This window comes from Rahnella sp. GSA61A, assembly GCF_019969905.1.
GTDB classification, from domain to species: Bacteria; Pseudomonadota; Gammaproteobacteria; order Enterobacterales; family Enterobacteriaceae; genus Rahnella; species Rahnella aceris.
In genome coordinates this window covers 21,447-36,499 of sequence record NZ_JAHXYO010000004.1, presented here as the reverse complement: position 1 = coordinate 36,499, position 15,053 = coordinate 21,447, and the positions used below count along the sequence as shown (strand labels likewise).

Sequence of the window (15,053 nt, the reverse complement as noted above, 5' to 3'; positions counted from 1 at the left end):
CTGTTACCTGAATCATTATTTTCGCGCCAATCTGACGGTACTGCCGCCCTGATGACCGGCCGGACTCAATTTCACCTCATGACAATCTCCGGTCAGGCGTGTATTTTTTCGCTGTTCTGTTACGTGCTCAAAATCTTCTTTTTTCAGATGCATCGGGGTGATGGGCATGCCGTAGAAATCACGGGTGGGCCCGGTGATTTTTCCACCCAGCTCGCTGATGATCCTGACCGTGGAATCCCGCGCCTCCATTATCACGTTATCTGTTTCTTCAAGCATCTCCGTCAGGGAAACCCGCGCCAGTTGCCTGCCGATGCCCATCCCGCGATAACAAGGATTAACGGCAAACCTTCCCCAGTGCCATTCGTTATTTTCCTGCCAGCAGGCGACAGTGCCCAGAACATATTCTCCCGAGCGAACTATCCAGCATTTAGTTTTAAGCTCTGCGGGTAACAGAATAAGCGCCTGCGGAATATTCTGTTCCTGCGAAAAAGTCTCCATTAAGAGTTTTTTCACTTCGGGAAGGTAATTACTGCGCATAATTTCAATTTGTATTCTTTGCGGATGACGTGCGGCATTCCGCCGGAAAGTATTTATTCTCAACGCACGTAACCCATTAATTATTTCCTGCGCTTGTTGTAATTCCATTGCATTTTGAACAAATGAAAATTCATTATCCGCCGAAGCATCAGCCGCGGCTAAACACTGCGCACCTGCCGTCGTCAGCTGAAAACTTTTTTGCCGCTTGTCTCTCTCTCCGGTGACCGGTTCAACATAATTTTTTCCGGCCAGCACGTTCAGCGTGCGGCTTAGCGAGGCCTTATCCATGCTCAGTTGCAGGCATAACTCAGCAAAAGACGTCACGCCGTTCTTTGAAAGATAGGTCAGCAGATGCGCCTGCGTAAGAGATAAACCCGAGCGAAAACAGTTTTTATCCAGCAACCCGAGCTCCCTGACAAGGTAACGCAGCTCGGTGCGAATCGAATGAATGGCCGTCATTTTTAACTCTGTTAGTTGATAGTATCAACGAAATTAAACAGCTTCCGCCATTCTGTCAACCCTGAACTACATCCCTCAATCCACTCATACACTACCGTTCAATTCTGAGCCGCTGCGCCTGCACTTATCTGGCATTACGTTAACGAGATGAATAACCTGAATTAATAAGAAGAAAATGATTATAAAAACCCGGCAATACAAATCATAGCCTTCAGGCATACTTGCCAGAGCCATTATTTTTAATTATTGAACATACATCACTTCTGTTTTTGGGATTTTTAAGTAGACTTGCGCGATCTTTAAATTTAACTTAAGTCAAATTATATTTTCATTCATGCCGCTAATGATTTAACACAATGGATTCATTTCATAACCAGTAAACAGGGTGTCGATTAACCAGCCACATGCTGCGTTGTGTCAAAGGGAATTAAAAAATGAGCATTCAGGAATATATTATTGCAGGCAGTAAATTACCGGTCCACAACCATTATCAGTTGCGTCTTAAAAGACTGGAATCCCAACAGCCCGGCGTCGATATTTCGGTGCTCAAATTCGGCGGCAGCGAGGCCATCAGCGATATTCTGCGCTATGAGATAGCGTTTACCAGCACGGTGAAAGATATTCCCGCCCGGCACATCATCAATTATTCCGCGCTGTTCCTGATGTACCCCGACGGCAAGCCGTGGGAAACGGTTAAGCCGCGCATCATCCCCGGTGTGATCACCCAGTTTCGCCAGTGCAGCACTTCTGCTGATGAAACCCGTTACGTCGCCACGCTGGAGCACCGCGTCACCCGCTTAAATCAGGGCAGCAATAACGCGATTTACCAGAACGACAGCATCATCAGCATGACCGAAAACACCTTCCTGCGTTACAACATGGACCGGCTGGATTTTCGGTTTGCGCTCAATGACCAGTACCCGCTGAAAAAATTCATGATGCAGTTCGGTGAAAGCGAATACGCCCATATTGCGCGACGCCTGGCAGACAGCGGCATCTCGTACTTCTTCGAATATGACGAAGAGAACAACTGCGACGTCATGGTCCTGGCCGACCATTCTTACGCCTGGCCGGAACCGGTTGAGATCCCGTTTCGCAACCCGGCGGGACTTTTTGACGGCGGCCTGGAATCAGTCTGGGAGATGTCGGTCAGCCGCAAGGCCATTCCGAAGTCAGTCACGGTTAACGACGACTATTACCCCGCTGCGCAAAGCGATATGACCGGCACGACGCAGACCAATCCCGATTATCCGGCGCTGGTCGCCGAAGATTACCGCTGGGGTGAGTACTATCCTGAGCCGGGCAAGGAATTCAGCAACGAGCCCGGACAGGGCATGTGGTACGCCAGACGCCGTCAGGAACGTTACCTCAGTGAGCAAATCACCTTTGAGGGCAAATCTAACTGCATGACGCTGCGTCCGGGGATGGTCATCACCACACCCGGCAAAGACTGGCCGGAAGCGCCGGACGGTCTCCTGATAGTTTCCACCAACTCTAAAAACGTCGCCCGCGATACGGCGTACTTCGTCACCTTCACCGCGGTTCCGCGTAATACTCAGCATCCGTACCGCCCTGCGTTGTTGCCGTGGCCGACCGTCACCGGCACGCTGCCTGCCCGCATCTCCAGCGCGCATCCGGACGAACCTTACGCCCACATCAACGCCGACGGTTTGTACCGCGCCCAGTTTGGTTTCGACCGTACCGAATGGCAGAAAGGCTTTGAGAGCTGCTGGCTGCGTCTGGCCAAACCGTATTCCGGTGATACCTGCGGCTTCCATATGCCGCTGCTGGATTCCACCGGCGTGGCGATTGCCTTCGAAAATGGCGACGTTGACCGGCCTTATATCGCCTGTGCGCTGCATGATTCAACGCACCCGGATCATGTGGCGTTACCGAATTATAAGCGGAACGTCATACGCACTCCTTCTGGAAATAAGTTAAGACTTGATGATTCACGAGGCAAAGAACACATCAAGCTTTCCACACCGGCCTGCGGCAAAAGCCAGCTGAACCTGGGGGCGCTGGTCGATGACAAGCGCAAAGACCGCGGTCACGGCGCCGAACTGCGCACCGACGACTGGGTGGCCGTTCGTGGCGGCAAAGGGGTGTTTATTACCGCCGACGTGCAGGCGTCAGCCGGAGGTCAGCAACTGGACATGCAACAGGCCAAAGCACTTCTTTCCAGTGCAATGGTAGAAATGCAGAGCCTGTCGGCCAGTGCTCAACAGGCCCAGGCATTAGCGGCGGATATCGACCGGCAACAGACGCTGTTACAGCAGAAACTCGACAAACTTCAGCAAGCCGTTTTGCTTTTAAGCGCACCAAAAGGCGTCGGTATTGTCAGCGGGGACAGTATGCAATTGTACGCGGAAGACAGCCTGACGCTGACCGCCGGTAAGCAGGTGGATATCGGCGCGACGAAGAAATTCACCGTCGCCGCCGGTGATCAGATCAGCCTCTACAGCCGTCAGGGAACCAAAATATTTGCCGCCAAAGGCGACATTGACGTTCAGGCGCAGGGCGGGAAATTCACCACCTGGTCAACGGACGATACGCATATTGCCAGTGGCAAAAAAATGACGGTGACAGCACAGGACGAGCTGGTTCTGATCTGCGGCGGTGCCTACATCAAACTGAAAGGCGGTAACGTTGAAATTGGCGGGCCGGGGAAACTGCTGGTTAAAAATGGCGGCATCGTCAAGCAAGGCTCGGCCAGCATGCAGAGTGCGATGAAATCGTTCGAGCCCGAACAGTTCAATGAAGGATTTGTCGTTACTCATCCGCTCAACGGCAAGCCACTGGCTTCCCAGAAATATAAAATCACACTGGATGATGGACAGATCATTGAAGGGCTGACTGATGAAAAAGGCATGACCTCTCTCACTAAATCACAAGCCGCGCAGGATATGGTCATTTCGTTACTGGATGGCGAATAAGGATTTCAAGGAAAGAATATGAAAAAAATAACTAAATTAATCATCAGCGCGCTCAGTCTTTCTGTTGTGATAAGTGTGACAGGTTGTGCTGTTGGCCCCTGGGGAGGCCTCATTATAGGTAACCCTTTTTCCGGAATAGCGGAAGCTCGTCAGGCTAGAGAATATAATGAAAGGCAAGCAGAATTAAAGAAAGAAGCACTACAGAAAGAGCTATTGGCCGAAAAAACTTATGGGCCGCCACAGGTGATATATCGTATTGATAAAAAACGCTATATCACGCTTGAAAAGTATACCCATTGCGACAATGGTCAGATATTTTTTCATAATGATGAAAAAAATATAAAATTACCACTAGCGGTCTCATCGCGAAGCGTAATGAATTACAAAGGAAAATTCATCTGGGCAGCGAAGAGCGACAACATGCTGGCTTTTCCTTTAGTGAGAGGCGGCAACGATCATTGTAGTGACACTCTCAAAAACTGTGCTTATAGCATTCTATCAGCCAGTAACGATGGGGGGGAGAAATTTAGTGATATTATATTCGGTGCAAGTAATAGCTCAAACTCTAAAGAGTACACGGTTGTCCTTACAGATGATGCTATCTTCACCAAAAGAGACAAATATCCTACTGATAAATTTTCTGTCGATACAGATGGTAAATTTTATAATGTAAGGCAAGTCTGGGTCCAGGATGAACTTTATAAAGGCTTGTTGAAGTTCGGGGTGCCAAAAGATGTTTTAGCAAATAACCGAGTAGGTTATATACCTTCTTGGCTAAAAGCATTACACGATTACTCTGATATTCAAATTCATGAAGTTGATGTAAAGGCTCATACGTTGTTAAACCGACTCAATAACTCACCGACTTTAGAGAAATTACCTGATGAAAAGATCGGTAAATCAATAAGTAGTGAATTTACTTGCAATGATGCTCTGAAACCGACTCAGCCTAAAAATCAAGGATGACCATGAAGAATCTAACTTTACTCGCAGGTGCATTAATATTTTCACTGACCAGCCTGAATGGCTGCGCCGTGACACCGCCTCCGGTGCAGACATCAACGCAGCCAAAAAAGCTGGCAGTACAACCCATCCATAACCCACCACAGGTGATTTATCGTATCGATAAAAATCGCTATCTCACGCTGGAGGATTATTCGAACTGCGATGATGGTTCGATTTATTATCGCAATGACAGCAAGAAGATAAAAACTAAACTCTGGTTCCTCTCTAAGGGAACGATGAACTATAAGGGCAAGTTTATCTGGGCAGCGAAAAACGACGACATGCTGGCGATTCCATTGGTGAGCGGTGATAACGCACCTTGTGGTGACCCATTAAGAGGCTGTGCTTACAGCATACTATCAGCCAGTAATGATGGTGGAAAAACATTTAATGATATAAAATTTAGAGCAACTGATAGCTCAGCTTCTAAAGATTACACAATCGTTATTTCTGATAATGCCATATATATTAAAAGCATCAACTATAATGCTGATAAATATGTACGCAATAACGAAGGTGCTTTTATACAACCAAGAGAATTATCAATTAACAACATTTTCTACAAAAAACTTTTGGCAATGGGAATACCTGATGATGCTTTAGATAAAAAAATCTTTTGGATGTAAATGGGAGTTTATTATCAACTAAATATTCATATACTAATGAACAGCTTTCTGACTTGGGTAATAAGGTTAGTGCTTTATATTATGATATAAGAGATAATACTCCCCAAGATACAATCCCTAAATTGATGCCATTCCCTCAAAGCGCAACTCAATTTACCTGCAACACCGCATTGCTCCCTACTCAGCCTAAAAATCAAGGATGACCCATGTCTGAAGCCTATCAACACGATCAGCCTACTCGTTTACTGAACAGCGAGACGACTCCTAATGGTATTCAACAAGCCAGAAGTACCATGAGCCCCCAAAATGTTTGTGTTCGAGGGGAGGTAAGAAAAGGTGCCCAACTTCCAGGCTTGGTTATCTTTGTTCATGGCGTAAATTCTGAAGGCGAATGGTACCTCAAAGCAGAAGAGCATCTCTGCAAGGGTCTTAATCAGCGTCTTGGACTGGAGGGCTCTCCATTTAGTTTAAAACCTAATGCATATAATGAAGATAATACGTTTCCAGTAAAATTAACTCAGAAAGGCAGATCTCCTGTCATCCGTTTCTACTGGGGATATAGAGCACAACCCGGCACAGAAAAAGATTTTGTCATCCCACTGAGAACTGCAAAAGGCGACAGTTATACCGACCTCAGTGATCAACAAATTAAGAATGGTAATAACCGGTTTTTCTGGGGTGGAGGTCCTTTCCAGAACGGCTGCACATCACTTTATTCGCTGTGGAGCAAATATGGCTTCAGTAAATGGGTCAATAAAATCCCTATCCCCTTCAGTACGCAGTTTATCAATGAAGAAACTGACCGCCTTTTGGCAAACGCACCACCGCGTGAATATTATTCTCACGCTGCTGAACGACTGGCAAATTTGGTGAGAAAGATCCGCGAACTCAGCCCGACTGATACCGTAACTGTTATATCTCACAGCCAGGGCACTATGATTGCTACTGCCGCAGCGGCAATGGAGGGTGCCGCACCCGATGCGCTCTTTGTGATGAATTCTCCGCTCTGTCTGGAAAGCAAAGGGATGGACTATCTCTCCTATCCATTAGCGGAATGTATTTCTGAAGCCGCGAGACGCATCACCTTTGCTGACATTGTTGCAAAAGTGGCTGAAAACAAGGACCGGCTTAAGAACGCCAACCCGAAGAAACTCGTCTGTGGTCTTGATGGTGCATGCGAGAACTGGCAACCGGATGGGGAAACCTCCAATCCGGATGTTCCTGAGCGGGACAATCACGGACGCACGTATATTTATTGCAGCCCACATGATCGGGTAATGGGGTCGTCACCCTTATTGAGTATTGGCTGGCAAGGGCTTCCTAATACGAAAGCCAGCAACTATACCCAGCCACACCCTGTCTTTGCGATGGTGCCGGAAAACTCACTTTTTGTGCGCATGCTCGCCCGTAATATGGCTTGTGGCGAAGCACCTAATCCGCAAACACCGTTCGGTACGTTGCCAGATATGAGCAGGGACTGGAAGCCGAATGGCGGTAAGACATTCTGGGACAGCAATGATTCTGTGTTTAGTCGCCAGGCATGGCCTAATCCTGACCCAAACCAAAAGCTGTTCATCAATGCCGAGCAGGTCCCTCTGCCAATAACAGCGGAGCAGTTGGCTGATTTCGATAAAGACCGTAAACATATTAAAGATTTGCCCGCCGATAAAGCAGCACATTCTATCTATTTGGCTGATAAAAATTATGACAGTTATGGTTATAGCTGGAGCACCAATGCCCCGGAAACAGGGAAGCCCAACGACAATACCTACAAATATTATATCAAGCTGTATGGCTTCAATGAGCGCAAAACCTTCCCTGTGCCACCAGGCTCAGGCTCTCCTTACGATAAACGGAATGTTGACAGGGAAAGCGTTGAACAGATGCGAACGCGCATAAGCCAGTATATTTCCCGGCCTGCCGATCACAGTGATTTACCCCAAAATCCGCTGTTCCTTCAGCAGGTAATGGCCTACGACTTGCCTATTGGATTCTGTAACATCGGACAAAACGAAACACAGATGCAGATGCTGCGCGATATGGCTGACTGGACACATATTGGATCCGATGATTACTACCAAACAGGCACTTTCACGCCACCTCCGCTGCCGCCCATTATCCGTAAAGACGTGGATGCCGATGCCCAGCAACGTTATGACGCGGCGGTGAAAAAGGCCGAGGCTGACAATATCGCGTTAGTCCGGGCACAGAAACCGCAGGGAGAACTCGCATGAAAAATGTCGTAGTTCTTGGAGATAAAACTTCCCACGGCGGCGCTGTGATTTCTGCTTCATCGACGTTTGAGATTGAGGGCAAAAATGCTGCACTGTTAAATGACAGCGTGAGCTGCCCTGAACACGGCCCGAACCGCATTATCGAATTCGAGCCGGGTTATGAGGAGCAGGGAAAAGGGATTGTGGTACATCTCTGCAAAACTGAATGTGGGTCGGTAGTATATGCCAGCTTCCCTGACGCAGGGTTCGAATAATGGGCTGGTCAGTTCCTCAGGCTGAACCTCAGCAAAAGCCACCTGCGTGGTCACCGTGGGTGTGCGTGTTTATTTTTCTGCTGGCTTTTGCACTGGCTTTAGTCTGGGTCGTGCTCGATACGCCATCAACCGGGTTGTATCCGTTGTCTTCAGGTCATTATCTGCCGCTGACCGGCTTCACATTGGTTGGGATCCTGTCGTGCCTGTCGCTTTATCTCCTGATATGGGAGGCAGGAGCGCTGATGTATTACAGCTGGACGCACTGGCAGGCAAATACAAACGCTGCGTGGCAAGACTGGACACATCAGCATCTGCATATTATTGATAACGTGAACTTCACCACCCGTCTGGATTTATACCCACAGGTCGCGGGCCTCTCCCGTCCAGAAGGCGATAACGAGGAGCCTGCGGTGTTACTGTTTCCTGAGGACGAGGCGCCGCCGGGTATTTATCGCTTTGAAATCATCTGCCGCCATATCCTGACGTCGTTTGAAGACGCCATTAAAGCGCTGAATCTGCCAAAACAGGTAACGTTCAGACTCTTTGTGCAGACGCAGACGGAGGTGACCGAAACACACGTTCTTTACCTCGAAGAGCTCTGGCAAACACTTTATCCCGGATACTCGTTACAGGTAAACCCTGTCGGCCCTCAGGCGTCTCTGGAAACTGTGGGAACCTGCTTAGACGCACACACGCCCTCTCTCGTTATTGCGATGCAGTATTACGACGGTGTGGAGGAAAAGCCTCTCAGCGAAATAGCGACTGGCCTGCTGCTCTCCCCCGCCGACTTGCTTAGACCAGATACCCTGCAAAATGCCCCGCAGCTCTTCAGAGCCATGCCGTTAAATCTGAAAAAACTGCCCGAAGATTTGCTGGAACTGCGAGACATGACGCAGCAGCCGACAGAGTCTCTTCGCCTGCTGTGGTTCTCCGGGCTGACCGACACCCTGCGTCAGAAGCTCAATACCGTCGTCCATGACGTGAAATTACCGCTGCGCAAAGAAGCCCCTATGGGCGGGCAGCTGGATTTCGACAAAGGCTGCGGGATGTATGGGTCATTTTCAGGCTGGCTGATGATCGGCGCCGCCGCTGATATGATTAAGCGCGGTCAGGGCAGCCAGTGGGTATTGGCCGCCGCAGAAGAGTCAGCCTGGGCAGTCGTTGTCGGGGATCAAGCGCCGGTTCAGGCTGACTATCACAGCCAGTTACCCCGCGATGTCTACCCTGCAGGATGCCTGGTCGCTTCACTGCTGTTCAATCTGGTGTTGTTCTGGTCCCTCGGCAATACCTTCCCGGACTGGCTGTTTTCTTTCTGGGGCGCGATCACGCTGATCCTGACACTGGTTGTCACAATGACTGGCAGCGCCGTGGGCCTGCGGATCGTGTTAAATCGCCTGCTTGAGCCGCACTTTATCCGTTCTGCGCAGCAAGGAAGCTGATTGTGAAGAAATTCATCAAGCCACTGGGAATACTGTTCCTGCTGCTGGCCGTCGCAGTCGCGATTATCAGTGTGTTCCGGCAATACGGCGTGTTTTCTTCGTCCTCAAAGGACTCCGGCATTTTAATGACCGTTCTGGTCATCACGCTGATTGTCGCGCTGATTGCCCTGTCATTTACCCTCGTCACCACATCGGCCAGCTGGCGGGTTCCTGTGCGCCCCAAATTCGCATCGAAGGGTACAGAATCAGAGCGGCCCCTTCAGGCGTCCATTGATGTTGGCCGGTTAAAATCTGCCCTCAGGCATCGCTACAGCCAGCACTGGAAACGCAAACTCCCCTGGCTGCTGGTGATGGGTGAAGTGACCGATGTTGAAGCGGTCGCGCCGGGACTGACTCAATCTGGCTGGATGACCGTCGGCAATACCCTGCTGTTATGGGGTGGCTCACTGACGGCGGGCGGTAACCTGGCAGACCTTCAGGCTTTACGTCGTCTGCGTACTCACGCCCCTGCTGATGCGCTGATCTGGGTCAGCCATGAGGCGCAATATACCAAGGCGGCGCAAGCTGATTCCGTGCTTCGTGGTTATGAAATTGTCCGCCACCGGCTGCGCTGGGAGCTGCCGGTGTATCTGCTGGACCGGCGCGAACTGACCTGGCCGCAACCCGAACGGCCGGTGCAGCTGGTCGGTGTGTTCGGGAACAAAAGGCTGACACCGGAGTCTTTATCGTCTTCTGTCGATTCACTGCTTCCCGAACTTCGCGCACAGGGCATGGCACAAATCAGCGGAAACCTGAGCCATGCGTTTTTGCTGCAACTGGCCCGTGATTTAAAAGCCCGCCTGACCGGTTGGACGGATGCATTCAAACCGCTGCTCAGTGGCTATTTTCAGCTGCCGCTTTACGGCGTGGCGTTTTCACCGGCGCTGACGTTACGCGCCTACAGCCCGCATGAACGTGCGGATTCTCCGGTCTGGCGGGAATTGTCTGCCGGCATTCACCGCCGCGCCGGTCGTCCGGTTGGGGTAACGGCGCAAACAGTGGCGAAGTGGAGTGCCGCGACCGCGATGCTGGTATTGGCCATCGGTACAATCGTGTCCGGCATCAGCAATTACCGGCTGGTGACCGGCAGTGCGGAGCAGGTACAACAGGCGAAAACCTCGCCCTCGCCTGCGGTCTTGTCTTCGCTGCAACATAGGGTGCAAACCTTACTGGCTCAGCAGGAACAGGGCACGCCGCTGTATCGCCGGTTCGGTCTGGACATAACGGGTTCGCTGCTTCCTGCCCTCTGGCCGCAATACTCGGCGCTGGCCCATCGGCTTATCGTTCAACCGGCCGAAAAGCAGCTTAGTGCGGCGCTGATGTCACCCACGCCGTCCTACGATGCCCTGAAAACCTACCTGATGCTGGCCCAGCCCGACAAAACCACCGGCGCAGAGGCGCAGCGCTATTTAACGCAACAGCTGACGCCGTTGCTGAAAAACGTCGCGCCGCAGGATATCGCTTTTATGACCGCGCAGTTCGCCCGGCATCCTGACTGGAAAATCCAGCCTGACAGCGCGGCGGTCACGCAGGCGCGGGCGGCCTTGCTGAACGCCATGAGCGGCGCGGACGCAGAACAAAAACTTTATGGTTCCCTGATTGACCGCACCTCACGTAACTTCGCGAATTTGTCGCTGACGCAGTTGCTTGACGGTCAGGAGACCGGCGGAATGTTTACTCTCGACGCCGACGTACCAGGCAGCTTTACCCGCCAGGCGTACGAAGGCGCCATCGCGCCGGAGATTGCCGCACTGGTCACACAGCGTCAGGAACAGGTCGGGTGGGTACTGCCGCGTCTGGGCGATCGCACTCTGTTCGCGGGTTACAACGTGGTGCTGGGATTGCGGGAAGATAATCTGGATAAAATGCCGGAACAGGTGACGATGAAACTGGGCAGAATCAGGGATAATAGGTAAAAAGGCCGCTGCATTACTGCCGCTACAGTGGCCTTTTCTCCTTCCTATAACATCACTTTTGCCGCCATTTCCCGGCTGTAATCGCGGCTGGCATCCACCAGCACGCGGGTGTAATCGTCGGTGATATCGCCGCGCAGCAGGGCATCGGTGTCCAGCGTTTCGAGGATTTTGCCGTATTTCATCACCGCCACGCGCTGGCAGAGATGGGCGATAACCCCCAGATCGTGGGTGACCATCAGATAGGTCAGTCCTTCCTCTTTTTGCAGATCGAACAGCAAATTGAGGATTTCCGCCTGCACGGAGACATCCAGCGCGGAGGTCGGTTCGTCGAGCAGTAACACGCGCGGTTTCAGGATCAGCGCCCGCGCAATGGCCACGCGCTGGCGCTGTCCGCCGGAAAGCTGATGCGGATACCGGCTGCGGAATGCCCGGTTCAGGCCGACTTTTTCCAGAATGGTGTTGATCCGCTGTTCGCGCTGGTCGATACGGTGAATTTGCAGCGGCTCTTCCAGAATATCGCCGATGGTATGGCGCGGATGCAGCGAGCCATACGGGTCCTGAAACACCATCTGCACCAGCCGGCAACGCTCGCGGCCAATGCGGTGTTCGAGCTGCTGACCCTCGATTTCCAGTTCGCCCTGCCAGTGGGTAAACAATCCCGCCAGACATTTCAGCACCGTGGTTTTGCCTGAGCCGGATTCGCCGACCAGCCCGAAAATCTCGCCTTCGCGCACGGCGATATTCACATCGGTCAGCACCTGGGTGGTTTTCGCCCCTTCACCAAACGTCAGGTTCAGGTTGCGCACGTCAATCATGGTTTTCTGTGGCATAGGTGCTCCTTAATCGGTCAGCCAGCTGGCCTGACGCTGCATCACCGGCAGCGGATAACGGCGGTTATCCATGTCCGGCAGCGCATTGAGCAGGCCGCGCGTGTACGGATGCTGTGCGTTATCCAGATCGGTGGCAGCGATAGATTCAACGATGCGTCCGGCGTACATCACCAGCACGCGGTCGCAGAAACTGCGCACCAGATTGATGTCGTGACTGATAAAAATCAGCCCCAGACCGCGGGTTTTCACCAGATCGTCGAGCAGCGCCAGCACCTGTAAACGTACCGACACATCGAGCGCCGAGGTCGGCTCATCGGCGATCACCATTTCCGGGTCGGTGATCAGCATCATCGCAATCATGATGCGCTGCCCCTGTCCGCCGGAAATCTCGTGCGGATACAGGCCGTACACCCGTTCCGGGTCGCGGATACGCACCACATCGAGCATGTTCAGCACTTTGCTTTTGGCCTCGTGATAGGAGCATTTGTGGTGCGACCGCCACGCCTCGGCGATCTGATCCCCGACGCACAGCACCGGATTCAGCGAGTATTTCGGGTCCTGCATAATCATGGAAATCCGCTTGCCACGCACCTGACGCATCTGTTTCGGGCTGGCGTGCAACAAATCGACGTCGGCGAACTGCATTTTGCTGGCGGTGATGCGCGCTTTCGACGGATGCAGATGCAGCAACGCGCGGCCCACAGTGGATTTCCCCGAGCCTGATTCACCGACAATCGCCAGTTTTTCACGCCCAAGCTGGAAGGACACGCCGCGTACGGCCTGCGTGACCTGACGGCCATTCACAAAGCTGACGTGCAAATCCTGCACATCGAGTAACGCCGGAGCGTCAGTCATTACGGGGATCGAGGATGTCACGCAGGCCATCTCCTAAAAAGTTGAACGCCAGGCTGTTAATCAGGATCGCCAGACCGGGAATGGTTGCTACCCACCAGCACTCCATCATGTAAGTACGACCACTGGAAATCATCGCGCCCCACTCCGGATCCGGCGGCTGTGCGCCGAGGCCGAGGAAGCCCAGACCGGCAGCAGTCAGAATGATACCGGCCATGTTCATGGTGATTCGGATGATTACCGATGGCAGGCACAGCGGCACAATGTGACGCCACAAAACCCGCAGCGGACTCGCGCCCTGTAACCGCACCGCCGAGATAAAATCAGCCTGTCGCAGCGAGAGCGTTTCGGCACGCGCCAGACGCGCAATCGGCGGCCAGGCGGTGAGCGTTATGGCGATCACCACATGTTCCAGCCCCGGCCCGAGCGCGGCGACAAACGCCAGCGCCAGCACCAGACTCGGGAAGGAGATGAAGATGTCGGTAACGCGCATCAGCACCATGTCCGTTTTGCCGCCGAAATACCCGGCCGTCACGCCGAGCAGTAACCCGAGCGGCCCGACGGTCACCGACACCAGCAGCACGATATACAAGGTGATGCGCGAGCCGTACACCAGACGGCTGAAAATATCGCGGCCAAACTCGTCCGTGCCGAACCAGTGCGTGGCCGACGGCGGACTGAGCGCGTTGTTTAAATCCTGCACCAGCGGGTGGAACGGCGCGATCCACGGCGCAAATATCGCCACAATCATCAGCACCAGAACAATCGCGCCACCAATGGCCGTCAGCGGATTACAAGCCATCTGCCACAGAAAATGGCCGACACGGCCAACCGCCCTTTTCACGCGCTGACGTTTTTCGTCACCCGCGCTGAGCGTGACGGAATCGAGGGAAATCGTCATACTTTTGTCCTCGGATCAAAGACCTGATACAGCAGGTCAGAGAGCAAATTCAGCACCACGAAAATCATGCCGACCACCAGCACACAGCCCATCACCGCATTCATGTCGCCCAGCATCAGGCTGCTGGTGAGATACGAACCGAAGCCCGGCCACGAAAACACGGTTTCGATCAGCACCGCGCCTTCCAGCAGTGAGCCGTATGCCAGCGCCACCACAGTCAGCAACTGAACCAGAATGTTGCGGAACGCGTGATTCCACAGCACATGCCATTCGCTCAGCCCTTTGACGCGGGCTGTAATGATGAATTCCTGTGAAAGCTGCGCCAGCATAAAGCTGCGGGTCATACGGCTGATGTAGGCCAGCGAGTGAAAGCCGAGCAGTGACGCAGGCAGGATCAGGTGATTGAGCGCGTTGCGGAACACTTCCCCGTTTCCGGCGATCAGCGCGTCAATCAGCATAAATCCGCTGTGGCGCGTGACCTGCCCGTCGAGACTGAAATCCACCCGACCGGCACCGCCGACCCAGCCGAGCCAGGCGTAAAACACCAGTAAACCCATCATGCCGACCCAGAATATCGGGGTGGAATACCCGGCCAGACTGATGATGCGCACCACGTAATCGGCGATGCTGTTGCGTTTTGCCGCCGCCAGTACGCCGAGCGGAATACCGACGCCCGCGCCGAGAATGATCGCCAGCGTCGCCAGTTCCATGGTGGCCGGGAAGACGCGCAAAATGTCCTGCGTCACCGGTTTACCGGTCAGCAGCGCATTGCCTAAATCGCCGTGCGCCAGCCCGTAAAGGTAGATGCCGAACTGCGTCCACAGCGGTTTATCAAAGCCAAGCTGGTGGTAAACCTGCTCATAGGTGCTGTGGTCGGCGTCCGGCCCGACAATCGCCAGCACCGGATCGACCGGCATCACACGCCCGATGAAAAACGTCAGCAGCAACAGGCCAAACAGCGTGATCGCCACCTGTACCAGCCGTTTGCCGATGCGCCCGGCAGGGAATGACATCCGCGCCGTTTG

12 protein-coding genes are annotated in these 15,053 nt (G+C 52.8%); 7 read left to right on the top strand and 5 right to left on the bottom strand.

From position 1 onward, the window contains the following. Positions 1 to 15: 15 nt before the first annotated feature. Entirely contained in the window at positions 16 to 996 is a 981-nt protein-coding gene (locus tag LC431_RS06620; protein WP_223509517.1) for a GNAT family N-acetyltransferase, read from the bottom strand. Positions 997 to 1,430: 434 nt separating this feature from the next. Between LC431_RS06620 and LC431_RS06615 the strand changes: the two genes are divergently transcribed. The 7 genes from LC431_RS06615 to LC431_RS26385 all read left to right on the top strand — a co-directional run bounded on the left by LC431_RS06615 (position 1,431) and on the right by LC431_RS26385 (position 11,445). After that, positions 1,431 to 3,932: a type VI secretion system Vgr family protein gene (locus tag LC431_RS06615; protein ID WP_223509516.1), complete on the top strand. Its 2,502-nt coding sequence runs from the start codon at positions 1,431 to 1,433 to the stop codon at positions 3,930 to 3,932. Positions 3,933 to 3,950: 18 nt separating this feature from the next. Beyond that, positions 3,951 to 4,898, top strand: coding sequence for a hypothetical protein (locus LC431_RS06610; protein ID WP_223509515.1), 948 nt, complete (start codon positions 3,951 to 3,953; stop codon positions 4,896 to 4,898). A 2-nt stretch (positions 4,899 to 4,900) separates the two neighbouring features. Beyond that, positions 4,901 to 5,563: a hypothetical protein gene (locus tag LC431_RS06605; RefSeq protein ID WP_223509513.1), complete on the top strand. Its 663-nt coding sequence runs from the start codon at positions 4,901 to 4,903 to the stop codon at positions 5,561 to 5,563. A 206-nt stretch (positions 5,564 to 5,769) separates the two neighbouring features. After that, the gene (locus LC431_RS06600; RefSeq protein ID WP_223509512.1) at positions 5,770 to 7,797 is read left to right on the top strand and encodes a hypothetical protein; all 2,028 of its coding nucleotides are present in this window, start codon (positions 5,770 to 5,772) and stop codon (positions 7,795 to 7,797) included. Further along, complete coding sequence (locus LC431_RS06595; RefSeq protein WP_153375186.1) at positions 7,794 to 8,051, top strand: PAAR domain-containing protein; 258 nt, start codon at positions 7,794 to 7,796, stop codon at positions 8,049 to 8,051. The genes LC431_RS06600 and LC431_RS06595 overlap by 4 nt, the downstream gene beginning before the upstream one ends. Then, positions 8,051 to 9,490: a hypothetical protein gene (locus LC431_RS06590; protein ID WP_223509511.1), complete on the top strand. Its 1,440-nt coding sequence runs from the start codon at positions 8,051 to 8,053 to the stop codon at positions 9,488 to 9,490. Before LC431_RS06595 ends, LC431_RS06590 begins: the two co-directional genes overlap by 1 nt. Before the next feature lie 2 nt (positions 9,491 to 9,492). Then, positions 9,493 to 11,445: an ImcF-related family protein gene (locus LC431_RS26385; RefSeq protein ID WP_223509510.1), complete on the top strand. Its 1,953-nt coding sequence runs from the start codon at positions 9,493 to 9,495 to the stop codon at positions 11,443 to 11,445. 44 nt (positions 11,446 to 11,489) lie between these two features. On the opposite strand, the gene LC431_RS06580 is transcribed toward LC431_RS26385, so the two are convergent. Genes LC431_RS06580 through LC431_RS06565 form a run of 4 tightly spaced genes read right to left on the bottom strand, consistent with a single transcriptional unit; the run spans position 11,490 to position 15,041 of the window. Next, the gene (locus LC431_RS06580) at positions 11,490 to 12,260 is read right to left on the bottom strand and encodes an ABC transporter ATP-binding protein (RefSeq protein WP_095925841.1); all 771 of its coding nucleotides are present in this window, start codon (positions 12,258 to 12,260) and stop codon (positions 11,490 to 11,492) included. Between the two features lie 24 nt (positions 12,261 to 12,284). Then, positions 12,285 to 13,151, bottom strand: a complete 867-nt coding sequence (locus LC431_RS06575) for an ABC transporter ATP-binding protein (protein ID WP_095925840.1) — start codon at positions 13,149 to 13,151, stop codon at positions 12,285 to 12,287. Continuing rightward, positions 13,123 to 14,028, bottom strand: a complete 906-nt coding sequence (locus LC431_RS06570) for an ABC transporter permease (protein WP_095925468.1) — start codon at positions 14,026 to 14,028, stop codon at positions 13,123 to 13,125. The genes LC431_RS06575 and LC431_RS06570 overlap by 29 nt, the downstream gene beginning before the upstream one ends. Next, entirely contained in the window at positions 14,025 to 15,041 is a 1,017-nt protein-coding gene (locus LC431_RS06565) for an ABC transporter permease (protein WP_095925839.1), read from the bottom strand. The genes LC431_RS06570 and LC431_RS06565 overlap by 4 nt, the downstream gene beginning before the upstream one ends. Positions 15,042 to 15,053: the final 12 nt, after the last annotated feature.

Excerpts from the sequence above, each read along its gene's own strand:
- LC431_RS06610 (WP_223509515.1), top strand. The coding sequence starts at position 3,951 with ATGAAAAAAATAACTAAATTAATCATCAGCGCGCTCAGTCTTTCTGTT.
- LC431_RS06570 (WP_095925468.1), bottom strand. The coding sequence starts at position 14,028 with ATGACGATTTCCCTCGATTCCGTCACGCTCAGCGCGGGTGACGAAAAA.
- LC431_RS06565 (WP_095925839.1), bottom strand. The coding sequence starts at position 15,041 with ATGTCATTCCCTGCCGGGCGCATCGGCAAACGGCTGGTACAGGTGGCG.
- LC431_RS06605 (WP_223509513.1), top strand. The coding sequence starts at position 4,901 with ATGAAGAATCTAACTTTACTCGCAGGTGCATTAATATTTTCACTGACC.
- LC431_RS06590 (WP_223509511.1), top strand. The coding sequence starts at position 8,051 with ATGGGCTGGTCAGTTCCTCAGGCTGAACCTCAGCAAAAGCCACCTGCG.
- LC431_RS06600 (WP_223509512.1), top strand. The coding sequence starts at position 5,770 with ATGTCTGAAGCCTATCAACACGATCAGCCTACTCGTTTACTGAACAGC.
- LC431_RS06595 (WP_153375186.1), top strand. The coding sequence starts at position 7,794 with ATGAAAAATGTCGTAGTTCTTGGAGATAAAACTTCCCACGGCGGCGCT.
- LC431_RS06620 (WP_223509517.1), bottom strand. The coding sequence starts at position 996 with ATGACGGCCATTCATTCGATTCGCACCGAGCTGCGTTACCTTGTCAGG.
- LC431_RS06615 (WP_223509516.1), top strand. The coding sequence starts at position 1,431 with ATGAGCATTCAGGAATATATTATTGCAGGCAGTAAATTACCGGTCCAC.
- LC431_RS06580 (WP_095925841.1), bottom strand. The coding sequence starts at position 12,260 with ATGATTGACGTGCGCAACCTGAACCTGACGTTTGGTGAAGGGGCGAAA.